General features: G+C 66.8%; 23 protein-coding genes and 1 tRNA gene. 9 read left to right on the forward strand and 15 right to left on the reverse strand.

Annotated elements, in window-relative coordinates; genetic code table 11:
- Nucleotides 1–35 precede the first annotated feature (35 nt).
- From IBX18_RS18655 to IBX18_RS18665, 3 genes are all read left to right on the forward strand, one after another.
- Nucleotides 36–1232 carry an ATP-binding protein gene (locus IBX18_RS18655; protein ID WP_306796316.1) on the forward strand — a complete coding sequence of 399 codons (1197 nt, stop codon included), beginning with the start codon at nt 36–38 and terminating at the stop codon, nt 1230–1232.
- Nucleotides 1225–2244 carry a hypothetical protein gene (locus IBX18_RS18660; RefSeq protein WP_107658254.1) on the forward strand — a complete coding sequence of 340 codons (1020 nt, stop codon included), beginning with the start codon at nt 1225–1227 and terminating at the stop codon, nt 2242–2244. Before IBX18_RS18655 ends, IBX18_RS18660 begins: the two co-directional genes overlap by 8 nt.
- A gap of 169 nt (nt 2245–2413) precedes the next feature.
- Nucleotides 2414–3613 (forward strand): winged helix-turn-helix domain-containing protein, encoded by a 1200-nt coding sequence (locus tag IBX18_RS18665; protein ID WP_194834846.1) that lies wholly within the window; start codon nt 2414–2416, stop codon nt 3611–3613.
- Between the two features lie 17 nt (nt 3614–3630).
- On the opposite strand, the gene IBX18_RS18670 is transcribed toward IBX18_RS18665, so the two are convergent.
- Nucleotides 3631–4074, reverse strand: a complete 444-nt coding sequence (locus IBX18_RS18670) for a hypothetical protein (protein WP_194834847.1) — start codon at nt 4072–4074, stop codon at nt 3631–3633.
- A 208-nt stretch (nt 4075–4282) separates the two neighbouring features.
- Here IBX18_RS18670 and dapA point away from each other — a divergent pair, with 208 nt between their 5' ends.
- On the forward strand, nt 4283–5197 hold the full coding sequence (dapA, locus tag IBX18_RS18675; RefSeq protein WP_135232311.1) for a 4-hydroxy-tetrahydrodipicolinate synthase: 915 nt from the start codon (nt 4283–4285) through the stop codon (nt 5195–5197).
- Between the two features lie 172 nt (nt 5198–5369).
- Complete coding sequence (locus IBX18_RS18680; protein WP_228541286.1) at nt 5370–7490, forward strand: ribonuclease J; 2121 nt, start codon at nt 5370–5372, stop codon at nt 7488–7490.
- Between the two features lie 127 nt (nt 7491–7617).
- On the opposite strand, the gene IBX18_RS18685 is transcribed toward IBX18_RS18680, so the two are convergent.
- Together IBX18_RS18685 and IBX18_RS18690 are read right to left on the reverse strand one after the other, a co-directional pair.
- On the reverse strand, nt 7618–8178 hold the full coding sequence (locus IBX18_RS18685; RefSeq protein ID WP_194834848.1) for a hypothetical protein: 561 nt from the start codon (nt 8176–8178) through the stop codon (nt 7618–7620).
- A gap of 29 nt (nt 8179–8207) precedes the next feature.
- Nucleotides 8208–8612 carry a DUF4189 domain-containing protein gene (locus IBX18_RS18690; protein ID WP_194834849.1) on the reverse strand — a complete coding sequence of 135 codons (405 nt, stop codon included), beginning with the start codon at nt 8610–8612 and terminating at the stop codon, nt 8208–8210.
- Between the two features lie 157 nt (nt 8613–8769).
- Here IBX18_RS18690 and IBX18_RS18695 point away from each other — a divergent pair, with 157 nt between their 5' ends.
- Entirely contained in the window at nt 8770–9393 is a 624-nt protein-coding gene (locus IBX18_RS18695; RefSeq protein ID WP_194834850.1) for a TIGR03085 family metal-binding protein, read from the forward strand.
- A gap of 167 nt (nt 9394–9560) precedes the next feature.
- Here IBX18_RS18695 and IBX18_RS42125 read toward each other — a convergent pair whose 3' ends face one another.
- Nucleotides 9561–9788, reverse strand: coding sequence for a hypothetical protein (locus IBX18_RS42125; protein WP_228541288.1), 228 nt, complete (start codon nt 9786–9788; stop codon nt 9561–9563).
- Between IBX18_RS42125 and IBX18_RS18700 the strand changes: the two genes are divergently transcribed.
- The gene (locus IBX18_RS18700; RefSeq protein WP_228541289.1) at nt 9787–12150 is read left to right on the forward strand and encodes a DNA translocase FtsK; all 2364 of its coding nucleotides are present in this window, start codon (nt 9787–9789) and stop codon (nt 12148–12150) included. The two genes, IBX18_RS42125 and IBX18_RS18700, sit on opposite strands and share 2 nt — an antisense overlap.
- Before the next feature lie 106 nt (nt 12151–12256).
- On the opposite strand, the gene IBX18_RS18705 is transcribed toward IBX18_RS18700, so the two are convergent.
- From IBX18_RS18705 to IBX18_RS18745, 9 genes are all read right to left on the reverse strand, one after another.
- Nucleotides 12257–12865, reverse strand: a complete 609-nt coding sequence (locus tag IBX18_RS18705) for a TetR/AcrR family transcriptional regulator (RefSeq protein ID WP_194834852.1) — start codon at nt 12863–12865, stop codon at nt 12257–12259.
- Nucleotides 12866–12959: 94 nt separating this feature from the next.
- Complete coding sequence (locus IBX18_RS18710) at nt 12960–13961, reverse strand: NADP-dependent oxidoreductase (protein WP_194834853.1); 1002 nt, start codon at nt 13959–13961, stop codon at nt 12960–12962.
- 41 nt (nt 13962–14002) lie between these two features.
- Nucleotides 14003–15226: an acyl-CoA dehydrogenase family protein gene (locus IBX18_RS18715; protein ID WP_194834854.1), complete on the reverse strand. Its 1224-nt coding sequence runs from the start codon at nt 15224–15226 to the stop codon at nt 14003–14005.
- A gap of 37 nt (nt 15227–15263) precedes the next feature.
- Nucleotides 15264–15716: a MaoC family dehydratase gene (locus IBX18_RS18720; RefSeq protein ID WP_194834855.1), complete on the reverse strand. Its 453-nt coding sequence runs from the start codon at nt 15714–15716 to the stop codon at nt 15264–15266.
- Nucleotides 15717–15737: 21 nt separating this feature from the next.
- Nucleotides 15738–16496 carry a 3-oxoacyl-ACP reductase FabG gene (gene fabG, locus IBX18_RS18725; RefSeq protein ID WP_194834856.1) on the reverse strand — a complete coding sequence of 253 codons (759 nt, stop codon included), beginning with the start codon at nt 16494–16496 and terminating at the stop codon, nt 15738–15740.
- 391 nt (nt 16497–16887) lie between these two features.
- Complete coding sequence (locus IBX18_RS18730; RefSeq protein WP_194834857.1) at nt 16888–18588, reverse strand: tetratricopeptide repeat protein; 1701 nt, start codon at nt 18586–18588, stop codon at nt 16888–16890.
- Nucleotides 18485–19780 carry an ATP-binding protein gene (locus IBX18_RS43125; RefSeq protein ID WP_306796317.1) on the reverse strand — a complete coding sequence of 432 codons (1296 nt, stop codon included), beginning with the start codon at nt 19778–19780 and terminating at the stop codon, nt 18485–18487. Before IBX18_RS43125 ends, IBX18_RS18730 begins: the two co-directional genes overlap by 104 nt.
- Nucleotides 19781–19902: 122 nt before the next feature.
- Nucleotides 19903–20355 carry a hypothetical protein gene (locus IBX18_RS18740; protein WP_194834859.1) on the reverse strand — a complete coding sequence of 151 codons (453 nt, stop codon included), beginning with the start codon at nt 20353–20355 and terminating at the stop codon, nt 19903–19905.
- A 160-nt stretch (nt 20356–20515) separates the two neighbouring features.
- Nucleotides 20516–21433 carry a hypothetical protein gene (locus IBX18_RS18745; RefSeq protein WP_194834860.1) on the reverse strand — a complete coding sequence of 306 codons (918 nt, stop codon included), beginning with the start codon at nt 21431–21433 and terminating at the stop codon, nt 20516–20518.
- A 33-nt stretch (nt 21434–21466) separates the two neighbouring features.
- Here IBX18_RS18745 and IBX18_RS18750 point away from each other — a divergent pair, with 33 nt between their 5' ends.
- A complete protein-coding gene (locus tag IBX18_RS18750; protein WP_194834861.1) occupies nt 21467–21715 on the forward strand; it encodes a hypothetical protein in 249 nt (82 codons plus the stop codon).
- A gap of 310 nt (nt 21716–22025) precedes the next feature.
- Nucleotides 22026–22988: a hypothetical protein gene (locus IBX18_RS18755; protein ID WP_194834862.1), complete on the forward strand. Its 963-nt coding sequence runs from the start codon at nt 22026–22028 to the stop codon at nt 22986–22988.
- A gap of 25 nt (nt 22989–23013) precedes the next feature.
- Here IBX18_RS18755 and IBX18_RS18760 read toward each other — a convergent pair.
- Together IBX18_RS18760 and IBX18_RS18765 are read right to left on the reverse strand one after the other, a co-directional pair.
- Nucleotides 23014–23089 (reverse strand) — tRNA-Arg (locus IBX18_RS18760).
- A gap of 363 nt (nt 23090–23452) precedes the next feature.
- Complete coding sequence (locus tag IBX18_RS18765; protein WP_194834863.1) at nt 23453–25621, reverse strand: P-loop NTPase fold protein; 2169 nt, start codon at nt 25619–25621, stop codon at nt 23453–23455.
- Nucleotides 25622–25660: the final 39 nt, after the last annotated feature.

Consider the following 25660-nt stretch of genomic DNA (forward strand, 5'->3'; position numbering starts at 1 on the left):
TCGCGCCGAGTCGTTGGCGCAGGGGAGCGGCTCCGGTGCCGAAACGGAGCGCGTACGAGGGTGCGTCCGATCGAATTCTGCGCCGCTTCGGGCTGGCGATCGGCATCGCCGGAGTGATCGTCGCGGTGGTGGAACTGCCGGAGATCGCGGACCAGAGCCGGTTCATCGCGGGCGGCTGGACGATCCTGATGGTGGTGCTGGCGTTCGGGTTGTTCCCGGTGCTCGGCGCGGTGTCGATCGCGTCGAGCAGGCAGCTCATCCAGCTGGTTTCGGGTGCGGCGGCGGTGAGCTTCCTCGCGGCGATGATCGTGATCCCGTTCGCCTATCCCGATCCGGCGCCGGCCACCGCCTCGGTATGGCTGTATCGCGTGCTCGCACTCGGTGTACTCGCGGCCGTGCTGGCGTGGCGGCCGCTGTTCGCGGTCGCCTACCTGGTGGTCGGTGCGGCGCTGTCGGCGTTCGCCAAGTCGCTCGTGGTGCCGGATGCGACACCGGTGGTCACCTGGGCCGGCGACTTCGTGCGAGCGGCGGGCTTGTGCGCGCTGTTCCTGTGGTGCGCCATCTACGCCAAGGCCGCCGCGGACCGGGTCGACCGGGAGTCGGCGATCGAGAGCAGACGCGCGGCTGCCGTGGCAGGTGCGGCGGCCCGCGATCGCGAACGGGCACGCTTCGCCGCGCTGATCCACGATGCGGTGCTGTCCACGCTGCTGGACGCATCACGGGCGGGCACCGACTCGCCGGTACTGCGCAGACAAGCCGAGCGAACGCTCGAACAGCTCGATGAATGCCGCGTCGGCGAGGTGGAGCCGAATCGGCTCGACGCGCAGTCGGCCACCGGTTTCCTGCGTTCGGCCGTGCACGAGGTCAATCCCGGGATCCGTTTCATCGCCCGGCGGTGGTCCGGTTTCGACGACCTCCGGCTGCCGGTGGACGCCGCGGGCACCATCGCCGCCGCGCTCACCGAGGCGGTGCGCAACAGTTTGCGGCACGCCACCGTGCCGGGCCGCGAGGTGCAGCGCACCGTCACGGTGACGATCAGCGCGGGCGGTATCCGCGTCGTATTCCGTGACGACGGCGCGGGTTTCGATTTGAGTCAGGTGCCCGCCGATCGGCTCGGCATCTCGGTGAGCATTCTCGGGCGGATGCGTCAGCTGGCCGGCGGCGCGGGCTTCGTGGAGTCGCAGCCGGGCGAGGGCACCACGGTGACATTGGTGTGGGGTAGCGATGGCTGATACGGATACCGAATTCGGGCTGCGCGATCTACTCGGCCTGCGGGATCCGGCAGCCGGGCTGTTCCTGCTCATCCTGCAGGCGACGATCGTGCTGTACATGGTGCGCAACTTCGGCGACACACCGCTGCTGGCCGCGGTGGCCGCCCTGGTGCTGCTGGCCGCGGCCGGGGTGCTGGTGCTGGTGGTCCCGATCGATCCGTTGCCGCTGCCCGCAACGATTTTCGTGGCCGCCTCCGGGCCGGTGGCGACCGCGCTCACCTCGTTCGATGTCGAGAACGGGTGGTCGGAGCAGGTGTGGACGGCGTTCGCCTCGTCCTATGTGCTCGCGGTGCTCGTGCTGCGCGGGCGGTTGGGCGCGGCGTGGCTCGGTGTCGGCGGTGTCGCGGCGGTGATCGCGACCGTCGGCGTGGTGAACGGGTTGCGCGGTGGTGTGGTGGCCGGATCCATCGTGCCGATCTCCACGGTGGCCGGTGTCTCGCTGTTCGCGGTGATCATGCGTCCTACCCAGCGGTCGCTGCGGCTGCTGCGCGAGGAGTCGACGATGCGCGCCGCCGCCGAGGCCACCATGGCCGCGGAGAACGGGGAACGCGACCGTCAGCTGGCCCGCCTCGACAAGGTGGCCAGGCCCATCCTGGAGCGCATCGCCGACGGTGTCGAACTCACCGCCACCGAACGCGAACAGTGCAGGCTGCTGGAAGCCGAACTACGCGACGGACTACGCGCACCCCAACTCGTCACCGACGAGCTCAGCAGTGCCGCCCGTGGCGCTCGCTCGCGCGGCGTGGAGGTGGTCCTGCTCGACGACGGCGGTTTCGCCGGCGTCCCCCGCTGGGTCCGCCAACAGGTGATCGAAGCCGCGACAAAGGAATTGGACGCCGCCAACGCAGGTTCGGTCACCGTCCGAGTCCTGCCCATGGGCCGCCGCATCCTCGCCACCGTCCTCGCCAACGCCCCTCACCAAGACCGCCGCACCGAGATAGACGCCGCCGGCAGCATCAAGGTCTCCACCTAGACGCCCACCCTGTCCCGCCGGGCGGCCATGTCCTGGCGAGGTCGCACGCGAACGGGCCTAGCCGTCGCGCCTGGCTCGAACGGGACACGGTGGCGGCGAATGCCGAGTGATCGCTCCACCCTGTCCCGCCGGGCGGAAGATTGTCGGACCCCCGTGGCATTGTTCGGTTATGCGGAAGATTAGTGCGGGGGTCGCGCGGCGGGTGGCGCTGGCGGCGCAGGGGTTTGCGGCGCGGAAACCGGTGCGGGCTACCCGGCGGTCGGTGCTCGGGGTTGTCGAGAAAACGCAACTGTTGCAGTTGGATTCGGTGTCCGCGGTGGTGCGGGCGCATTACGCGCCGGTGTTCAGCCGGATCGGGTCGTACGATCGGACGCTGCTCGACGAGGCCGCGTGGAGTCATAACGCCCGGCGGCCGCGCCGGCTGGTCGAGTACTGGGCGCACGAGGCCGCGCTGATTCCGGTGGAGGACTGGCCGCTGATGGGGTGGCGGATGGCGCAGTTCGAGCACGGCCGCTGGTCGGGGATGCGCAAGGTGGTAGAGCGCAATCCCACACTGGGCAAAGACATTCTGGATGTGATCACCGAGGTGGGTGCCTGCACCGCCGGTGAGGTCGAGCGCCATCTCGAACTGGACAAGCCGCGCGCCAAAGGCTCCTGGTGGAACCTCAGCGACACCAAGATGATCTGCGAACAACTCTTCGCCGCCGGTGCCCTGTCGGTGGACAAGCGCGTCAGCTTCGCCAGGCACTACGACCTCACCGAACGCGTGATCCCACCGGATATCTTGGCGCGCAAGGTTTCCGAGGAAGACGCGGTGCGCGAACTGGTGCGCCGCGCGGCCACCGCACACGGCATCGGCACCGAAACCGACCTACGCGACTACTACCGACTGAACCGCAAGCAAACCGAACCGGCCATCGCCGACCTGGTCGACGCGGGCGAACTGCTCCCGGTCGAGGTCGAAGGCTGGGACAAGCCGGCCTACCTGCGCGAGGGCACCTCGATCCCGCGCCGCGTCGAAGGCGCGGCCTTGCTGTGCCCGTTCGACCCGCTGATCTTCTTCCGCGCCCGCACCGAACGCCTCTTCGATTTCCACTACCGCATCGAGATCTACACCCCGGAACCCAAACGGGTGCACGGCTACTACGTCTTCCCGTTCCTCCTTAACGGCGAACTGGTCGGCCGAGTCGACCTGCGCGCCGAACGCGCGGCAGGCCGCCTCTCCGTCCCGGGCGCTTTCGCCGAACCCGGCCACGACACCTCAGCCACCGCGCACGCCCTCACCGAGGCCCTCCGCGACATGGCCGACTGGCTGGAACTCGATAAGGTCGTGATCGGCTCGCGCGGCAACCTCGCCGCGCTCCTCTAGGTCGGTGCGCCTATGCGTCAGATGTCCCGTTTAGGCCCATAGCCACGCATCTGATCACGCAAAGCTCCCGAAACAGCGCCGGAAAGCCACGAGTTCAGCGACTGCCCGCTCTGCGCGGCCGCCTCCTCGGCCTTGGATTTCATCTGTTCCACCAGGCGCAGCGTGACCCGGCTGATGTCGCCGGTCATCTCCTCGAAGGTGGGGTGGTCGTCGGTGGACGGTTTCTTGCGCAGGTCGACCTTGGCCTCGGTGCCGTCGAAGGAGAGCTGCACGGTGCGATCGCCCAGCTCAGCGCTGAGTTCGGCGGCCAGGTCGGACAGCGCGGCAAGTAGCACCAGCCGGGCCGAACTCTCCGTCGCCGCGGCCAACGCCGCCGCGGTGGCCTGGGTCTTCTCGTCGCCGAGAGCGGCGGCCGCGATCAGGTCCTCGCGCAGGCGGGCGGTGTACTTGTTGAGATCCATGACATCAGCATGACGCCATATTTGATGTCACGCAAGGACGGGAATGACATCATCACCACCCGGTGGGCCTCGACCCGGACAACCGGCCGGTCCGTTCGGTGGCGACGGTGTCGAGGGCGTTCCCTCGACCGGGTAGCCTTTCTGACCATGACGAACGGTGAATCGGCGCCAAGCGCGCGCTGCGTGCGCGCGGCTCGGAGGCGGCAGCATGTCTAACCACGGAGGCCCCGCCGATCAGGCCCAGCTGCGTGCGTCCGGCACCGTAGGCGTCGCGATGGTGACCCCCTTCGGTACCGACGGCAAGCTCAACGTCGATGCCGGAGTAGCGCTTGCGGCGCGTCTGGTCGACCGCGGCGTCGATCTGCTCGCCATCTCCGGCACCACCGGCGAGTCACCGACCACCACCGAGCAGGAAAAGGCGGACCTGCTGCGCGCCGTCGTCGATGCCGTCGGCGACCGCGCCACCGTGATCGCGGGCGCGGGCACCTACGACACCGCCCACTCCATCGAATTGGCCCGCAACGCGCAGCGCGCGGGTGCGCACGGCCTGCTGGTGGTGACGCCGTACTACTCGCGTCCCTCGCAGGAGGGCCTGCTCGCGCACTTCACCGCGGTCGCCGACGCGACCGACCTGCCGGTCACCCTCTACGACATTCCGCCGCGCTCGGTGGTGCCGATCGCCACCGAGACCATCCGCCGGCTCGCCGAGCACCCGCGCATCGTCGCGGTGAAGGACGCCAAGGGCGATATCAATGCCGGCGCCGACCTGATCGCGAACACCGATCTGGCCTTCTACTCCGGCGACGACACCCTGAACCTGCCCTGGTTGTCGGTCGGCGCGGCCGGATTCATCAGCGTCATCGGCCATCTCGTGCCCGAGCGCCTGCGTGAACTGCACACCGCTTACACCGCGGGCGAGGTGGCGCGCGCCCGCGAGATCAACGCGAGCCTGGTCCCGCTGAACGCCGCGATGTTCCGGCTGGGCGGTGTCGCGATGAGCAAGGGCGGCCTGCGCCTGCTCGGCGTCGAAGCGGGCGAGCCGCGGTTGCCGCAGTTGATGCCTAATCCTGAACAACTCGAGTTTCTCGCTGCCGATCTACGGGCAGCCGGGGTGCTCGAATGAGAGAGCGGAGCAAGCGAATCACCACACAGCGGAGCGAACGAATCACCAGCGCGTGCGCCTCACGCATGACGGCAACGAGCGTCATCGAGGTGCCCATGAGCAAGCGCGGCGACCGAATCTTCGGCACCGCGACCCTTGTCCGGCCGGAACCTAGTCGCAGCGAGGTGCAGGCATGACAGAACCAGTGGCCCGTCGGCCCCGCCGTACCGCGTCCCGCACCGCGGGTCCGCCGCCGCCTGCTCCGATCGAGCAGCCCGTGCGCACCGAAAAGCCTTCGGCACAGCCCGAAGCCGCGGCCGCACCCGCCGCCGCGGCACCGTCCACCACTGGTGCGCAGCCCGAAACCGCTGCCCAGCCGGACGTCACGGTGCAGTCGGAGGTCGTCGTCGTGCAGACCGAGGTGCCCGCGCAATCCGACCAGCCGGCGCAGACTTCGCAGCCGAAGAAGTCGAACGCGGCGAAGAAGTCCGCACCGGCGAAGAAGTCACCTGCCCGCGCCGAAGCGCCGCAGAACAACCAGCAGGCCCGGAAGTCCGGCCGTGGCCGCCAGCAGTCCGGCCGGGGTCGCGCCGAACAGTTCGCGCCGCAACCGGATCCGCGCGCCGCCGCCCTGGCCCACGATCGCCTGGGTGCCCCGCCGAAGCTCGCCAAGAACGGCCTGCGCGTCTTCGCCCTCGGCGGCATCGGCGAAATCGGCCGCAACATGACCGTTTTCGAGTACGGCGGCAAGCTGCTCATCGTCGACTGCGGCGTGCTGTTCCCCGAGGACCAGCAGCCCGGCGTCGACCTGATCCTGCCCGACTTCCGCCCCATCGAGCACCGGATCAACGACGTCGTCGCGGTGGTGCTCACGCACGGCCACGAGGACCACATCGGCGCGGTGCCGTTCCTGCTGCGGCTGCGCTCCGACATCCCGGTCGTCGGCTCCAAGTTCACCCTCGCGCTGGTCGCGGCGAAGTGCCGCGAGCACCGCCAGCAGCCGAAGCTGATCGAGGTCATCGAGGGCCAGCACACCACGCACGGCCCGTTCGACTGCGAGTACTTCGCCGTCAACCACTCGATCCCGGACGCGCTCGCCGTCGCCATCCGCACCCCGGCCGGCGTCGTGCTGCACACCGGCGACATCAAGCTCGACCAGCTGCCGCTGGACGGCCGCCTCACCGACCTGGCCGGTTTCTCCCGGCTCGGCGACGAGGGTGTCGACCTGTTCCTGGTGGACTCGACCAATGCCGAGGTTCCCGGCTTCGTCACGCCGGAACGTGAGATCGGCGGGGTGCTCGACACGGTGATCGGCAAGGCGCGCAACCGCGTCATCGTCGCCTCCTTCGCCAGCCATGTGCATCGCATCCAGCAGGTGGTCGACGTCGCGCAGAAGTACGGCAGGCGGATCTGCTTCGTCGGCCGTTCGATGGTGCGCAACATGCAGATCGCGCAGGACCTCGGCTATCTGACGGTGCCGGAGAGCGTGGTCGTCGACCTCGACCAGGCCGCGACGCTGCCCGGCGACCGGCTGGTGCTGATCTCGACCGGTTCGCAGGGCGAGCCGCTCTCGGCGCTGTCCAGGATGGCCCGCGGCGATCACCGACAGATCAACATCCGCGAGGACGATCTGGTGGTGCTGGCCTCCTCGCTCATCCCCGGTAACGAGAACTCGGTGTTCGCGGTGGTGAACGGCCTGGCCAGGCTCGGCGCCACGGTGATCACCCAGCAGAACGCCAAGGTGCACGTCTCCGGGCACGCGTCCGCCGGCGAGCTGCTGTACCTGTACAACGCGGTGCGGCCCACCAATGCGATGCCGGTGCACGGCGAATGGCGACACCTGCGCGCCAACGCCGCGCTCGCCATCGCGACCGGGGTGCCCGAGGACCGGGTCATGCTCGCCGAGGACGGCGTCGTGGTGGACCTGGTCGACGGGATCGCCTCGATCGTCGGGCGGGTGCCGGTCGGGCACGTGTACGTCGACGGCCTCTCGGTCGGTGACGTCGGCGAGTCGACGCTGTCGGACCGCCTGGTGCTCGGCGAGGGCGGGTTCATCTCGATCACCGTCGCGATCGACGAGACCACCGGCAAGGCGGTGAGCGCGCCGGAGGTCAGTGGGCGCGGGTTCTCCGACGATCCGGGCGCACTCACCGACGCGGCCGAACTGGTCGAGGCGGAACTGCTGCGGTTGGCCACCGAGGGTGTCACCGACATCCATCGGATCGCGCAGAGCGTGCGGCGCGTGGTGGGCCGCTGGGTCGCCGACACTTACCGTCGTCGCCCGATGATCGTGCCGACCGTGATCGGCGTCTGATCCTGAGATAGCGAAAGCGCCGGATGCCTTGGCATCCGGCGCTTTTCGGCTGTATTTGGTCGACCCTTGGCAGGAGCGCTGGTTCACCCTCGAGGGGTGCTGGTTCACCAGCGGCAGGCGGGCCGGCTCATTCCTGGCAGGCCGCGGATTCGATCTTCGCGCTCTTGACGATGTTGCACGCGAAGGTGTGGTCGACCTTCCACTCGCCGCCCTCGGAGACGAAGGAGACGAACGCGTCATCGACCGGGGTGCCGTTGATGGTGACCTTGGCGTCGGCCTTCAGCTTGCCGTCCGCCGGCTCGCCGACCTTGGTGATCTCGACCTGGACGCCCTGCTTCTTGGCGGCGTCGACGAGGTTGGCGACCAGGTACGGATCCTGCTCAGCGGCTTGGATCCAGCTGATCTTTTCCTGGTTCGGCACGTTGGGATCGAACGCCTTGGTCAGGCGGTCGTTCAGCTGCTGTGTGGACGGCTTGGCCAGCACCGGCGAGGACGGAGTGGTCGGCGCGGAGCCGGTCTCCTTCTCACCCTTGTCGCTGCCGCCCTGAAGTTCACCGGCTTCCTTGGCGGCGTTGGCGGTGGTGCTCGGCGACGAGGAGTCCTTGTCGCCGGAGGCACAGGCGGTGAGCGTGCACGCGGCGGCGGTGAGCGCGAGGGCCACGGCGGTCCGGAAGGTGCGGTGTTTCACGATGTTTCCCCTGAATCGATGCGCGGACATCAGCCGTGGTTGGATGTGCAGTTCCAGTGCACGATGTAGGCGTCGGAGTTGTTGAGAGACAACGCCTTACTCTGCGCACGACCACGGGAGGCGGCGTAGGCCCAGCTGTAATTGCCGGTGCGGTTGGAATAGGACACTGCCCCACAGCCGTTGGCGAACCAGACCACCGTCTCGCAGTCGCTCGCCCCGCAGCTGCGGACCGCCCGCGCCTGCGCGGACGACGAATCCGGGTAGTCGTAGGAGTAGCCGATCAGCCCGGTGGATGTCGACAACGCGATCGCGCCGTAGTTGTACGCCTTGGCTTGAGCGGCAGGCGCGCTGATAGCCAGCGCACAACCAGCGGCGGCCACAATGGCCGCACCAGTAACAAACTTCTTCACAGGGAATTTGCCCTTCTTGTTCATGAGGTCCACGACCCGATGGACCGAGTGACAAGGTACATAGCGAACACTCATTGCGCTACCCAAGAATTCGGGGCCTCGTTTCTGGGGGATGCTGAAACCCCGTGCGGATCAGGTGTGCCGAGGCCGCTGCGGGCGCATCGGTGGGTATGTTCAGGGTGTGAGCATCGCGCAGCGGGAACGTCAGCAGCTCGTCGAGACGATGACGGCCGTCGGGCCGGAGGCGCCGACCCTCTGTGGCACGTGGACGGTGCGAGACCTGGCCGCGCACTTGGTGGTTCGCGAGCGCCGGTTCGACGCCTCGCCGGGCATCATGCTGAAGCCGCTGGCCGGGTATCTCGAAGGGGTGCAGGCAAAGGTGGCGAGCCAGCCGTTCCCCGAGCTGCTCGAGCAGGTCCGGACCGGGCCGCCGTGGTGGTCGCCGCTGCGCCCGCTCGACGCGCTCGTGAACCTGACCGAGATGTTCGTCCACCACGAAGACGTGCGCCGCGGCACGCCCGGCTGGGCGCCGCGCGAGCTCTCGCAGGCCGACGAGGACAAATATTGGACCCTGGTCAGCCGGATGGCGCGGCGGTCCTACCGTAAATCGCCGGTGACGGTGGTGCTGGCGACGCCGGACGGCAAACGGGCGGTTGTTCGTTCGAAGCCGGGCGGCGAGGTGACGTTGAAAGGTAAGGCGTCGGAGCTGCTGCTGCACTCGTTCGGCCGGGACGAGGTCCTCATCGAGAGCACCGGCGAACCCGAGGATATTCGCAGGGTATTGGGGCTGGACCGTTCCGTCTGACCCCGCGCCCGGCATGCACGATCGGCTCTGCGACACGCGGAAGCGGCTCTGAGCGGGGGATTGATCGCGCCGCCCGGGATCGGCGGCGACCTGGGCATCCGCACAGTTCGGCACTCGTGAGACCTGCGATACCAGTGTTGCGGATGGTCTGGAAGGGGCGTTTGCGGCTAGCCTAGGTCCATGGCAGGTAAGTCCCGCAGCACCACGACGAATACTCGGGCGCGGGCGGGATCGGCGCGGGGGCGGACCACGGCGGCTCGTTCCCGTTCGGCAACACCCCGCAGCACCGCGACCCCACGCACCCGCCGCCCACCCGCGCGCAGGCCGGTGCAGCGGCGGTCGAACACCGCGCCGCTCGCCGTCGTGAGCCGCGGGATCAGCAGCGGCTGGAACATGCTGGCGCGCGGCCTCGGCGCCACCACCCGAACCCTGAGCAAGGCCGGCGAGATCGAGCACGGCCACCGCCGCGACGGCATCGCGCTGGCGTTGATCGCGTTGAGCGCGGTGATCGCGGCCGCGGTCTGGCTGTCGGCGGGCGGTCCGGTGGGGCATTGGATCGGCGAAGCCATCCGCGCGGTGGCCGGATCGGCCTCGGCCGGGCTGCCGTTCGTGGCCACTGGGATCGCGGTCATCCTCATGCGCACCGAGGCGCACCCGGAGATCCGGCCGCGGCTGGTGCTCGGCGGGCTGCTGGTCGGTCTGCCGTTCCTCGGACTGTGGCACGTGATCGCCGGTGCGCCGACCGACCCGCACGGACGTTCGCGCGCAGCGGGTTTCGTCGGTTTCGTGGTGGGCGGTCCGCTCACCGACGGGCTCACCGCCTGGCTGTCGGTGCCGATCCTGTTGCTGGCCATCGTCTTCGGCGTGCTGCTGCTGACCGGCACCACGGTGCGCGAGGTCCCCGCCAGGCTGCGCGAGTACTTCGGCACGGGCAGCGGCGGTGACGAATACGGTGCGTACGAAGGCGAATACGGCGAGTACGACCCGGCGAAGTACGACGCCGATGGGTTCCCGCTGCACTCGGCCAAGCCGAAGCGCAAGGGTCGCACCCCGGTGGAGAACTACCCGCCTGACGAATTCGGCGATCCCGACGCGGTGACCGAGGTGATCGGCGAGCCGCCGCTGCGCGACGCCAAGCCGATCGACGCCGAAGAGCCGGTGGCCAAGCCGAAGCCGAAGAAGCAGCGCCCGGTCAAGGTCGAAGACCAGACGCCGCCGCCCCCGAAGCAGCTCGAGTTCGTCGCCGACCGGGAGGTGGAGGGCGACTACATCCTGCCGCCGATGTCGCTGCTGACCGACGGTGATCCGCCCAAGAAGCGCAGTGCCGCCAACGAATCGATGATCGAGGCGATCACCGAAGTGCTGGTGCAGTTCAAGATCGATGCCGCCGTCACCGGTTTCGTGCGCGGCCCGACGGTCACCCGCTACGAGGTGGAGCTCGGGCCCGGCGTGAAGGTCGAGAAGATCACCGCGCTGGCTCGCAATATCGCCTATGCCGTTGCCACGGAGAATGTTCGGCTGCTCGCGCCGATCCCCGGTAAGTCGGCGGTCGGCATCGAGGTGCCCAACTCCGACCGCGAGCTGGTCCGGCTCGCCGATGTATTGAAGGCGCCCTCGACCCGAAACGACCACCATCCGTTGGTGATCGGGCTCGGCAAGAACATCGAGGGCGACTACCTGGCGGCGAACCTGGCCAAGATGCCGCACCTGCTGGTCGCCGGTTCCACCGGTTCGGGTAAGTCGAGTTTCGTGAACTCGATGCTGGTCTCGCTGCTGCACCGGGCGACGCCGGACGAGGTCAGGATGATCCTGATCGACCCCAAGATGGTGGAACTCACGCCCTACGAAGGCATTCCACACCTGATCACGCCCATCATCACCCAGCCGAAGAAGGCGGCCGCCGCGCTGACCTGGCTGGTGGAGGAGATGGAGCAGCGCTATCAGGACATGCAGGCCAACAAGGTTCGCCACATCGACGACTTCAACAAGAAGGTGAAGTCCGGGGCGATCACCGCGCCGCTCGGCAGCGAACGGGTGTACCGGCCCTACCCGTACATCCTCGCCATCGTCGACGAGCTGGCCGACCTGATGATGACCGCGCCGCGCGACGTCGAGGACGCGATCGTTCGGATCACCCAAAAGGCCCGCGCCGCAGGCATTCACCTGGTGCTCGCCACCCAGCGGCCGTCCGTCGACGTGGTCACCGGCCTGATCAAGACCAACGTGCCGTCCCGATTGGCCTTCGCCACCTCGTCGCTGACCGACTCGCGAGTCATCCTGGACCAGCCCGGCGCCGAGAAGCTGATCGGCATGGGCGACGGCCTGTTCCTGCCGATGGGCGCGAACAAGCCGACCCGCCTACAGGGCGCGTTCATCAGCGACGAAGAGATCCACGCCGTCGTCGACTTCGCCAAGAACCAGGCCGAGCCCGAATACCAAGAGGGCGTCACCGCCGCCAAGGCGGGCGAGAAGAAAGACGTCGACCCTGACATCGGCGATGACCTCGACGTCTTCATCCAAGCGGTGGAACTCGTCGTCACCTCACAGTTCGGCTCCACCTCGATGCTCCAGCGCAAACTCCGCGTCGGCTTCGCCAAGGCGGGTCGCCTGATGGACCTGATGGAAACCCGCGGCGTCGTCGGCCCCAGCGAGGGCTCCAAGGCCCGCGATGTTCTCATCAAGCCCGATGAGCTGGAGGGTCTGCTGTGGACCATCCGCGGTGGTGAGGGCGAACCCGCACCGGAAGAGTCCGACTGACCGTCAAGGGCCACAGTGCTGGTCGGCGGCCGTGTCGCGCGAGTCGATCAGCGCTGCTGGGTGATTGGGCCGACTGGTCCAGGTGGAGCCGTCGTGGGGGACGACCTCAGTGTTCGGGGTGGCGGGCACCGACTATGCGCAGGGCCAGGTCGACGTAGTAGTCGCCGAGGTCCTCGGGGGTCCAGGCGCCGTCGTCGCGGTACCAGCGGGCGAGGTCGATGCCGAGGGACAGGATGGCGACCGCGGCCATGTGCGGGTTCGGGTTGTCGAAACTGCCTTCGGCGACACCGTGTTCGATCAGGGCGCGGACCTCGGCGTCGATGATGTGGCGGATGTCCTTGATTTCGCGCTGGTGCTCGGGGCTGAGCGCGGCGAGTTCGTAGTTGATGATGCGGGCGACGGTGTGGGCGCGGGCGTGGTGGATCGCGAAGTCCCGTACCAGGGCGATGAGTTGCTCGCGGGGGTTCGTCGACGAGGCGAGGGCCGCCCTGATGCGGGCCAGGGTGTCCAGGTGACCGCTACGCGAAATCTGGTACAGCAGTTCTTCTTTGGAGCGATGGTGCACGTAGATCGCCGCCGTGCTCAAGCCGGCGATCGAGGTGATATCGCGGGTCGTGGAGCCGTGGAAGCCGCGTTCGGCGAAGGCGACCACGGCGGCATCCAGCAGCCGCGCCCGAGTTTCGTCCGCGCGTGAGCGGTCCTCTGATTCGACCACGTGACAAGTCTCCCATCCATTCGGGCCGTCACCTGCCAGGCAGCCTGGCGGGTGCTGCGCCCTGACCCGGTACGGGGGACAGGGCGCAGCGGGTTCAGACCGCCAGCACGAGCTTGCCGGTGTTCGCACCGGTGAACAGCATGTTCAAGGTCTCGCCGAAGCGGGCGAGCCCGCCTTCGACCACATGTTCGCGGCTCTTGATCCGCCCTTCGGCCAGCCACTGCGCCAGCTGCGCACCGGCTTCGGGGTAACGGTCGGCGTAGTCGAAGACCACGAACCCGGCCATGGTGGCCCGGAAAACCAGCAGCGACATGTAGCGCGACGGCCCCGGCGGCGGCTTCTGCTCGTTGTAGGCCGAGATCGCGCCGCACAGCACGACGCGCGCACCGCGGCGCAGGTTGGCCAGTGCGGCATCGAGGATCTCGCCGCCGACGTTGTCGAAGTAGATGTCGATGCCGTCCGGAGCCACTGCACGCAGCTGCTTCAGCACGTTGCCCGCGCGGTAGTCGATCGCCGCGTCGAAACCCAGCTCCTCGGTGAGCATCCGGCATTTCTCCGGCCCGCCCGCGATCCCGATCACGGTGGCGCCCTTGGCTTTCGCGATCTGCCCGGCCACACTCCCGACCGCACCCGCGGCCGCCGACACCAGCACGATGTCGCCTTCGCTCAGTTTCCCGACGTCGAGAAGGCCGAAATACGCTGTCATGCCGGGTATTCCGAGCACACCGAGCCAGGTCGGGCCGGCGGCGGCGTTCAGATCGACCCGCTGCACGCCGCGGCCGTTGCTGATGGCGTACTCGGTGACACCGAAGGTGCCGCTGACCGTGTCGCCGACCGCGAAGTCCGGGTGCGTCGACTCGACGACCGTGGCGATATCGAGGGATCGCATCACCTCCCCGATACCCACCGGCGGCAGATACGAGCGAACATCGTTGAGCCAGCCCCGCATTGCCGGATCCAGGGAGATGAAGTTGACCTTTACCAGGATCTCGCCCGGCCCGAGGTCGGGCAGTTCGGTGGTCGTCAGGTTCCAGGTGTCCGCGGTGGGTAGCCCGGTCGGCCGTTCGGCCAAGCGGACCTGCTGGGTTTTCGTCATGGCGAACTCCTTCTGGAAGTAGTCGAATTCATCGGTGCGGCTCAGGCTTTCCGGCCCCAGGACGGGTCCCGGCGGCGCAGTTCCCGCTGCGCGATGGTGCGCTTGTGCACCTCGTCCGGACCGTCGGCCAGCCGCAGCGTGCGTACATGCGCGTACATGCTGGCCAGCGGGAAGTCGTCGGAGACGCCACCGCCGCCGTGCACCTGGATGGCCCGGTCGATCACCTTCAGCGCCATCTGTGGCGCCGCGACCTTGATGGCGGCGATCTCGGTGCGCGCGTTCTTGTTGCCGACCGTGTCCATCAGATACGCGGTCTTCAGGATCAGCAGCCGGGTCATCTCGATCTCGATGCGGGACTCCGCGATCCAGTCCTGGATATTGGCTCGGCTGGCCACGGGCTCACCGAAGGTCGTGCGGTTCTGTGCTCGATCGATCATCAGGTCGAGGGCTCGCTCCGCCATGCCGACGGCGCGCATGCAGTGATGAATGCGACCGGGGCCCAGCCGGGCTTGGCTGATCATGAACCCGTCGCCTTCGCCGGCCAGCAACGCGGTCCGCGGCACCCGGACGTTGTCGAACACCACCTCCGCGTGGCCTTCTCGATCCTGATAGCCGAACACCGACAGCCCACGCACCACGGTGACGCCGGGCGTATCGAGCGGGACCACCATCATGCTCTGCTGGCGATGCACCGGCGCGTCGACGTCGGTCTTGCCCATGACGATGAGCACCCGGCAATTCTTGTGCAGCGCATTGGATGTCCACCACTTGCGGCCGTTGAGCACGTAGTCGTCGCCGTCGCGGTCCATCCGCAACTGGATATTGGTGGCGTCCGAGCTCGCGACCGCGGGTTCGGTCATGGCGAAGGCCGACCGGATCTCGCCGGCGAGCAGCGGTGCCAGCCATTCCCGCTTGTGCTCCTCGGTGCCGAACAGCGTCAGCACCTCCATGTTCCCGGTGTCGGGGGCGCTACAGTTGGTCGCTTCCGGCGCGAGATGTGCACTCCGGCCCATGATTTCGGCCAGCGGCGCGTACTCGGAGTTGGTCAGGCCGGGACCCCACTCGGGATGCGGATGGAAGAGGTTCCACAGGCCACGCTTCTTGGCCTCGGTCTTGAGTTCCTCCAGGATCGGCGGATGGTGGTGCGGGTCACCGGATTCCGTCATCTGCGCGTGGAAGATCGGTTCCGCGGGATAGATCTGCTCGTCCATGAAGGCCAGCAGATCGTCGCGAATCCGGCGGGCCCGGTCCGAGAGCTCGAACATCTCTACTCCTGATCGTCGTTTGTCATGCGGGTTCTCGTCACGGCACCAGGATCGCGACGCTCTCGCCCACGCAGGCCGGTTTGCTCGCGCCCTCGATCTCGACGGTCACCGAGCTCACCGCCTGGTACCCGAGCTTCGCCGCGGTGAGCGAGACCAGTTCGACGCCCGCCCGCAGCCGGGAGCCGACCGGGACCGGGGTGGGAAACCGAACCTTGTTGGTGCCGTAGTTGATTCCCATCGACAGGCCGTCGACGCGGTAGATCTCACCGGCCAGCATCGGCAGCAGCGACAAGGTGAGGAACCCGTGCGCCACCGTCGTGCCGAAGGGTCCGGCGGCCGCCTTCACCGGGTCCACATGAATCCACTGGTGGTCTCCGGTCGCATCCGCGAAGCGGTCGATCTGCTCCTGGGTGACGGTGTGCCACTCGCTGTAACCGAGATGGGTGCCGACCGCTGTCGCCAGGTCGTCCAAACCATCGAATGTCCGCATTGCCTTGGCTCCTTCGGCGATTCAGTTCCTGGGGCCGCCGGCCACATAGATCACCTGGCCGGAGACGAATCCCGCGCCCTCGCTGGTGAGGAACGAGATGGTGTGCGCGATGTCCTCGGGCTGCCCGGCGCGGGCCACCGGAATCGTCGCCACCACCGCCTTTTTGAAATCCTCGAAGGGAACGCCCATCCGCGCTGCGGTGGCCGCGGTCATATCGGTCTCGATGAAACCCGGAGCGACGGCGTTCGCGGTGACACCGAACTTGCCCAGCTCGAACGCCAGCGTTTTGGTGAAGCCCTGCAAACCGGCCTTGGCCGCAGCGTAATTGGCCTGACCGCGGTTACCGAGCGCGGAGGTGCTGGACAGGCTGACGATGCGGCCCCACTTCTGCTCGATCATGTGCCGCTGCACCGCGCGCGACATCAGGAACGAACCCCGCAGGTGCACGTTCATAACCGTGTCCCAGTCGTCGACGGACATCTTGAACAACAGGTTGTCGCGCAGCACACCCGCGTTGTTGACCAGCACATTCGGCGCGCCGAGCTCAGCGGCGACGCGTTCCACGGCTTGCTCCACCGCTGCCTCGTCGGATACATCCGCACCGACCGCGAGAGCCCGCCCGTCAGCCTTCTCGATCTCGGCTACCACTGCGCCGCAAGCGGTTTCATCCAGATCCAGCACGGCGACCGCCATCCCGTCGGCAGCCAGTCGACGCGCGACAGCCGCGCCGATGCCGCGCGCGGCCCCGGTGACAATCGCGATCCGCTGTGCGTTGCTCATGTGTTGTTCTCCTCGCCAGTGATTGTCCGTGCGTATCGAAAGTCCGCGCCGCCGCCGATCGGCGTGCCGACGTCGCCGACGACCACCGGTTGCCGGTCATCCAGCGAGAGCGGGAACGCCACCGATGTCGTCGGGTACGCCAGCCGTTCGAGCGGGAACGCGACTTACTAAGCGCTTGCTAACCTCATGCCACCATGCGTGACGCAGGCCTCGAAGGTCAAGAGGTGTCCGCCGACAATCGGAATGTGACTCGCGACACATACCGGGTGCCCTAATGCTCCCACCAGGCATTACGAAGGGGCCGGTTAGGTCAGCGTGGTGCCACAGGAGGACTCGAACCTCCAACCCCCTGGTTCGTAACCACTTGTCGTCTCGCGAAGGCCCCTCGCCGTCAGAGCTGCCGCCCAGCCTCGTTCGCTCGCTGGGCTGCCGCGAGACTCTCGCGTACCTCGCCGGCCAGTGGATGATCGGGACCGACAGCCAGCGTGACGTGCTGGTACAGGTTTTCGAAGAGTTCGGCGGCTTCGGCGAACCGGCCCGTCGCGTGGTAGGCGAGCGCAAGTCCGTTGATCGAACGCGCCGTGGAGGTATCGGTGGGGTCGAGTTCCTGTTCGGAGCTGATGTTCGTTTCGTACAACGCGATGGCTTCGGCGAACCGGCCCGCTGCTCGAAGCGTGTCGGCGAGTGCGGCGCGCGTGCTGCGTAGTCGGGGGCTGCGGGGTAGGGCGCGGTGGTATTCGCTGAGGTTCGTCTCGAAGAGCTCGATCGCCATGTCGAGGTGGCCCGCGGACCGATGCGCGGCGGCGAGCAGGTCGCGGGAAGCCATGGTGGCGTGGTGATCCGGTCCGAGGATGCGTAGCCGGTCGGCCAGATTCTCCTGCAGATGAGCAAGGCCGACATCGAGGCGGCCCGCCGCGATATAGGCGGCGGCGAGATTGTGCCGACACATCAGGCTATCGGGATGGTCCATCCCGAGTTCGCGGGCGGTGGCGACGAGGTTCGCCTCGAACAACGGAATGGCTTGCAGCGGTTGCGACACCGCCACCGCATCGGCGAGGTTGTTGCGCGCGTGTCTCGTGTGGGGGTGGTCCGGGCCGAGAACCCGAATGCGGTCCCGCAGGGTGGCCTCGTTTATGGCGATCGCCTCGTCCCGGCGGCCGGCCATACTGTAGACGTTGGCGAGCCCGCCTCGAGTCAGCATCGTGAGCGGGTGGTCGGATCCGAGTATTCGTTGGAAATCGGCAGAATTCATTTCGAACAGGGTGGTGGCTTCTGCGCGCTGCCCGGCCGTGTCCATGGCGCAGGCGAGATTGTGGCGCGTGACGAGGGTGTCCGGGTGTTCGGGCCCGAGTACCCGTAGTCGCTCTACCAGGTTGGCCTCGCCGAGGCGGACTGCGTCGGCGGACAAGCCCGTGGCCTCGTAGATCTCCGCGAGGTTGTTGCGGCAGGCGAGCGTGACCGGATGATCGTTGCCGAAGGTCCGCAGGGCATCGTCGAGGTTCTTGCGCAGCAACGGAACAGCCGCATCGGCTCGTCCGGCCGCTCCGTAGGCGCGGGCAAGTTTATGCAGACAGAGGAAGGCATCGAGGTGGTCATTACCCAGTGCCCGGACATAGGCGGGCAGCAACGCCTCGAACACCTCGATGGCGTCCGCGAAGTGGCCTGCTGATAGGTGGGCCTCGGCGAGGCCACTGCGAAAGTTGAGGGTTTCGTGCGCGTCCGGACCGAACACCGTCGTACTGTGCGCGATGTTCTCGGTGTACAGGGCGATGGACCGGTCGAGTCGACCTGCTGCGTGGTAAGCGGCCGCGAGGTGAAATCGCAGGATGAGCGCGGTGGGATGGGCGGGTCCGAGAACCCGCACGGCGTGGGTCAGCGATGCTTCGAGCTGCTCGGCAGCCTCGTCGAGCCGCCCGGCGATCAGGTGGGCCCGCCCGAACAGATTGCGCGCGAGGAAAGTACGGGGGTGGTCGGATCCGAGGATCCGTTCATGGGAGACGACGACGTCCTGCGCCGATGCCAGCGCTCTGGCGGTATCTGCGGCCTCGATCAGCTGCTCGACAGCCCAGCTGCGGGCGGCGAGCGTCGCCACCAAGTGCTTCCTGGTGCTGATATCCGGCATTTCGGTGTCCCACAACGCATCGATCTGGTCGACGAGATGGGCTCCCTCCTGCCGTCGCGCCCAGGCTTGCGCCGGCGGAAACGTATTCGCCATGATGATGGCGAGCGCGGACCGCACGAGTTCGACCGTTCCGCGCGGAGCGGGGCCCTGCCCACGGAAAGCCCTGCGCGCGCGCCGGAGTTACACTCGCCCGCTGGGTATTTCGACCGCGCTCGCGCAGTACCCGGCCGACGAGTCGGTGCATGGTGAGGGCCTCACCCGAGGTCGACCACGACAGCAACGAACCTGCCACGCACCGGTCCAGCGCCTCATCGATCCTCCTGTTGCTCGTGGCGAACAGGGACCTGTGCACACCGCCGGGCGAGAGCATCGCCATGGCCCCCAGCAGCCAAGCGACGTCGACGTCGAGCTGGTAGTCGTCGGTGGCCGCCTCGGTCGTATTGACACACAACAGGATCGCCTGAACGACCGAACGCGGGTATTCGTGACCAGCCCCGCGCCGCAATGCCGTAGGCAGCGGGCTGTGGTGCAGCAGTTGCCGGTACTCCGCGTAGCCGAGGCGGCGACCGACGATGGTCGCCGCCGCGGCAGACACGGCCAGCGGCAGGTCACCCAAGTCCTCGGCGACTTGATCGGCGCCATCGTCCGCATCGAGACCAGTCGACTCGGCGAGGTAGCGCACCGCTTCAGGGCGAGTGAAGCAGCCGAGGTCGACGGCCGCACCGAGGGCCTTGAAGGAGTGGTCGACGCTGGTGATGAGTATTCGGGTGCGACCACCGGTGGGCAGCAGATCTCGGAGACCGTCGGGATCCGCCGCATTGTCGAACACCAGCACAGCGGGATCGGCGCCGCCGGAGAGGTGATCGCGCAACCGTCGGGCCGACACGGCCGAGTCCCCGTCGCGGTCGGCGACGCCGAGCCGCTCGGCGATATCGGCAAGTCCGGACAGCGTACTGCCGGGCGTTTCGGCGTCGACCCACCCGACCAAGCCGTGCCCGGAATCGAACATCGAACGTGCGTACGCGGCCGCGAGATGAGTCTTGCCCACCCCGCGCAGTCCGGTGACCACGATCGCCACCGTGGACCGCTCCAACGCTCGATGTAAACGCGCCAGCTCGTCACGCACGACGAAATGCGTTGGCTCCCTGGGGATCCTGCCCACAACCACCAGGCTCGTGGCTGGCGACGAAACAGGAACGCGTTCAGTGAAATAGATGTCGCGAGCGTGAACGTCGGAGAGCTGGAAGACGATCCGCGCGGGGGTCTCGTCCGAGGCACCCGCGCTCAGTCGGGGTGTGTCGAATCACCGTGCCTGGCGTCGATGTTCGCGATGTCGATATCGCCACTGAATCGGCCACCACGTACCCGCACACCGGTGCCCGTCGCCGTGACGTGGCTGATCCGCAGCGCGGCGGCCTCCACCGCTGCCAAGTCGACCCCGACGATGCCGTCCACCGCCGCGCCCGCCCGCACCGCGGCGACGAGATCCCGAGCGGCGGCAAGTAATTCGTCGTCTTCGGCGGCGCCGCGCGCGTGCAGGAGGTCGGCGAGGGATTCGCGTTCGGCGGGGGAGTCCGGAGTGGTCTCCACCTGGGTCAGGTCTACATCGCGGTATCGACGAGCGAGCAAGCCCTTCAATGCGGTGTAGGCGTCGGTCACGGATTGCTTGGTGGTGTCGGAGACGCCTGCCGCAGCACCGACAGCGATTGCGGCGGCAATGATGGTGACGGGATCCATTAGAACCTCTCCCACTCTGCGACCGCTTCGGACTCCGATCAGTAGATCAAGCGCGAAGGGACGTGACAAGGGGCGTATGTCGCGGCGAGCGCGCGAGCCCGCGAGTGCGGGCTGGTTCCCTCGGGGTTGAAACTGAGAAACGTTGGCACCAAGTACGTCTCTACTGGCGTCGCAACCGGCGGAAAGCGCGACGCAGACGGCTGTTACCGTGCTGTCCGGCCTGTCGAGGCGATCCTTGATCTGGCTGATCGGTGGAGTCCAACTGGATGACGATCCCGCCGAAACGAGCCTCCTGCATGGTCGCTGGGCGCCCGTCGATGAAACACCTGCCGGTTCGGCTGACCTCGACGCATTCTTCGTATCCGGAGCCGTCCGATACCTCTACCGTGTCGGCGTAGTAGGCGATCATTCCGCCGCTCATACTGATGTTGAACCCGGTAACGCGGCGCCCGGAGCGATCAGTAGTGCGGCGGCCACACTGCTGGCAGACCGCACGAGGATAGCGTTCCTCGTAGAACGTCGGCCGTCGGCAGTGGGGGCAGGGCTGGGTGTATCGGCGTCCGGGTGTCGGATCTTTCAGCAGGAAATCGTTGTGGGCGAGGATCTTACGCCCGGAGTCTCCCTGGTTGTGGTTGCGCCGCAGGACCAGCAGAACGTACTCGGCGTAGTCGGCCCGCTGCGCATCGAGCGCCCGGCGACCGGGCATCTCGTCGATGCGGGTGAGCCCGGCATCGTATGCCTCCAGCGCCACGCGGTGCGCCGTTGAAAGTTCGCTGTCCGGGATGTCCCTGTTCTCGTGTGCTGCCTCGGCCAGGTGTTCGGCGATCACCTCATCGATGGTGCGTTCGGCCATCGACAGCACCCCGCTGACACGACGGGTCGTGGTCACCAAGACATAGGCATCCCTATCGCCGCTGTCGGTCCTGATCGTCTGCAAGAAGGCGAAACCTCGCCCGTATCGGGCATTCTCGAGCCCCGGGTGGGGATAGTGGACGAGCGTGCCGGCATCCTGCGCCAGATCACGCGCAATTCTCAGCGCTTCGTCGAAGGGCGGGGAATTCGAGTCCGGACGTTCCATGATTGTCACCCTATCGAGCCGGATAATTCTGGCTTGCTTGCTACGCTCACGGCTCATCGCATCAACGTGGAGGACCTCTTGTACCGTCCCATGCTGAATGTCATTGCCGGCGGCGCGCTTGCTGTAGCGCTCGCCCTGCAGCCTGCGCTCGCCGCGGCGGCGCCGAACGAACTCTCGGCGGCACCATCGACCACCGCCTCGATCCAGATCACCGCGCCGTTCGACCCCATCTGCCCCCTCTGCTTCATCCGTGAATTCATCGAAAGCGGTTCCGCGCGCTGATAATCCGTCAGGCGGGCGAGTAGGACTCGCCCTGCTGGGGATCACCTGACGGCGTCGCCGTCGGCAGCGCCACCCTATTCGACCGAACCGGCCCCTTCGGCACCTGCGTAGTCACCGCCCTGTCGAACGCCGACCGCCAGGTCGACATCACCAACGGCGACATCATCGCCGCGAAGGCTGGTATCCGCTAACGCCGACCGTGCTGTAATGGGCTGGCTCGTGTTGTCGTCTGCTGTGTGATCGATCGATCCCCGTCGGGCATGTGGGGGAGCCCGATATCCGGCGTGCCGAATGACGGGATGTGGTTGGCATGAGTTGGTCCACGCCGGCGGCTCAGATATTCCTCGGCGTTGTCGCCAACGTCGCGTCGCTGATCGTGATCACCGTGGTGGCCTTGGGCCTCATTCACGCGGTCGGTACGCGGCGCAAGCGTCGGCTGCGCGCGTTCTTCGGTAGTCGCCGGGATGGTTCGGCGCACATCGAGGTCGTGGTCTCGAATATCCAAGTGCGCCCGGGCGGAACGGTCGGGCGGCACACCGGAAGCTACTACGGCACCACGATCACCGAGGGCGAATACCGGGCGGCCACCAGGCTCCGCGCGGTATTCCAGCCGCGCACCTCGATCACCAGCAAGTTGTTCACCGCCCTCGCCGGTCAGCTCGGCCTGCAAGGACCGGATGTGGTGTTGCGCAGCGACATCAGCGTCAGCCCGCCGTACACCAAGGTCAACCATCCGGACGCCGAACTAGAGCTGCACACCGACGCCACCATTCGCGAGATCGCCCAGGCCGCACTCGCCCAACCCTGCACGTACGTACTGATCGGCGGTCCGGTCTACAACCCGCTCACCGCCTACGTCGTGCAGCGCCAGACCGGCATTCGAGGAACCATCCAGATGGTGCCCCGGCGCGCCCCGGACGGCACCCCGACCTGGTGCGCGGTGGTCTGCGGCGAAGAAGACCGGCCGTTCGAACGCCGCGAAGACCGAGCCGCCGACGGCACCCCCTTCTACACCGAGCTGTTCTACATCCAGAAGATCAAGAACTTCGGCAACTGCCCCGCCGTATTCCTCTGCGTCGGCAGCACCATCGCCGCCACCTCCGCCGCCGTCGAAATGCTGACCTCCTGGCCAAGACTCGTCGCCAAGTTCGGCTTGGACGACTTCTCCGTCCTCTTCCAACTGGAAACCAGCGACCAGGCCGCCTTCGCCGACCCCGACCACCGCCCCACCCGCTTCAACGTCCGCCAACTCTGGCCACCGGACGTCATGTAGCCGGTCAGTGGTTGGCCCGGCAGCTTGGTGCGCCCGGAAGGATTCGAACCTCCAACCCCCTGGTTCGTAACCAGGTGCTCTATCCGTTGAGCCACGAACGCGTTGCCCGCACGCGCGGGCTGGTTCCCTCGGGGCGGTTCGAACAGCATCCACACCAACGCCTACCCGTCGTGAACTGCAGATTTCCGCCGAAATCGAGATGATTCGACGGCGTCGCCGTGATCGAAAAGGCGAATCGCCATGAACCTTCGGGCTGTGGAACGGTGCGGTCGGCTGGTTGAACTTGGTCGCACGTTCGTTACGGTCGGCGGGGCAGATCGAAGGTGGGAACGCAGTCGATCTGGGAGCTCTGCCGGGTCAACTGGTCGTCGAAGCGGATTCGCGCTTGGCCGAGCGGATACGCGGTGTTCCGCAGCCACCGAGCGGAGGTGGCGTTATTCCATGGCCGCACGACACTGGTCACATCAGGTCGGGTCATCTCCGTTGGTTCGTGCCCTGTGCGGAGGCCGGGCGCGGCGCACCTCGTAGGCGGCAAATGCTCTTCGGCCGCTGATCGACAGGTCAGTCTGGATGACCGTGGATGGGTCGTCGAACCCGCTCAGATCCAACTCATCGTCTGGAACTACTTTCGAGAAGTAGTTTTCGTGGAAGTGATCCATGACCTGCATTCCCGATTCGATCGCCCGCGAGGTGCTGACAAACCGTGCCGCGATGTCCTGCTGGGAAATCCCGCTGCCCTGCAGATTTGCGCGGAGCTGCGCCCACATTGCGTCGTCCATTACTCTGACGAACGCCAGAAGCTGTTCCTCGGGTGGTACCGACGGCATGCGCAGGTCGTGTAGACATGCCTGCACCACTCGATCGCGGATACCGCGTACGGCGACGGACAGTCGGTCATTAGAGGTCGCTGCCACAACGCGGGCATGGATCAGTATCGGTGCGGTCTGAATGAGGCCGAACTCGTCGCAGTAGTCACTGAGGATGCGGCTAGCTTCCTGGTCCGACGGTGCGGTCGCTACCGCATAAGTAAGGATGCCGAAGATCACCGAGCCCCAGCCGTAGTAGAGGTCCGCCGGATGCATGCCGGTCAACTGCCGTGTGACCCAGCGGGAGGCTGCTGCGCCGGTGGCCGATGGGGATTCTTCGACGACATCGAGGTTGTTGTACAGCTTTGTCATTAGTTTGCGCCATTGAGGACCGCGCTTGGTGATGTATTTACTGATGATTGAGGCCTCGTCGAGTTCGCCGAGCCAGACGAGCTGTCGGAACGCTTTGCGGACTTCTACGTCGCTCAGATCGTCTTCGGGTATCGCGAACTGGAAATAACGGGCGAAGTAGTCCTGATCGCTGATCCGGCAAGCAGCGGCTCGTTCTGTCCATACCGCGTCTTGGGCGTGAGGCAGGCGCGGGAATAGTGCGACCAGCATCCGATAGACCGCAGTCACGGCCTCACTGCTGGCGCCGGAGGCAAAGGTAGTGCCAACTCGGGCGAGCCAATCCTCCGCTGTGCCCGTGGCACGGGTGTGAGGGACGAGCAACATGGTCCGCCAGGTCTGGATCCGCTCGTAGAGGTCGGGGCAGTTCAAGCGGATGTAGGTGAGGACTGCCGCGTCGAACAGATCGATCTCGTCGGGACCGACCATCGAACACAGCACATCGGTCTGGAGGCAGAGCTGCTTGATGCTCCGCAAGGTCAACCCGTCCGGATCTGGCAGCACGTCGATCAACTGCTCCACCGCGTACTTGGTGGCGAGCGCGTCGAGGTCGAGGCCGAGATTCCCGGCAACGTTCAAGAGCCCGTCGTGCAGTTCGGCCTCGATGTGGACTCGTTGGATCGGGGGAAGAACGAACGGGTATTGGACGATCTTCTCGAGGTATCGGTGGGCGCGGTCTCGATTGTCTCGAGCCAGGTCTGAGGAGGTGAGTAGGTCCAGCACCGTGGTCTTGTCGTAGGCGAGCAGGTAGTGCACGTTCGGGAATCGCCCGAGCAGTCGCACCGCCTTCATGACAGCCAAGAGTTCGTCGGTGTGCAGGCGATCGAGGTCGTCCACGACGACGAGTACCCTCGTGCCGGCTTCCTGGATAGCCTTGGAAATCTTGTCGAATCTGACCTGGAAAGGGTCCTCGGATACCTTGACTGTGCCGAGCTGATCGGCCAGTGCGTCAGTACCTGCCTGCATTGCGGATTCAAAACCGCCAGGCGCGATCTTGTTTACGACTGCGGCCGCGAATGCCTTGCCGACCGCTGTTGCGACGGGTGTTGCGGCCTTGAGCAGATCCCGTGCTTCTGTCGCCTTTTCCGGAAGGGCGGACGCGATAGCGGTGTAGAACTCGGTGATGAGCGAGTCGATGTCTGATGCGGCCCATGGCGTGAAGTGCGCAACCGACCAGCGAGTGTCGGTGTCGGCTTCGGCTGAGATGTTCTCCAGCGCTTCGCCGATCATGCTCAGCATCGAGGTCTTGCCGCTTCCCCAAGGTCCGGCGAGGCCGAAGACGACACTGGGTCCGGTGCCTGTTCTCGCAATGCGCTGCGCAATCCGGTTCGCAAACGCGGCCCGCGCTAAGCGATCCTCGCTCATTGTCTCGATCGCTGCATCGCTACCGTTCTCACGGCCCGGTCGCTCCTGGCTCATAGGCCAGGGATCGTACTTGCTGATTCCGGGCGCGTGCGC

It is taken from the genome of Nocardia sp. XZ_19_369, from assembly GCF_015355715.1.
Taxonomy (GTDB): Bacteria; Actinomycetota; Actinomycetes; order Mycobacteriales; family Mycobacteriaceae; genus Nocardia.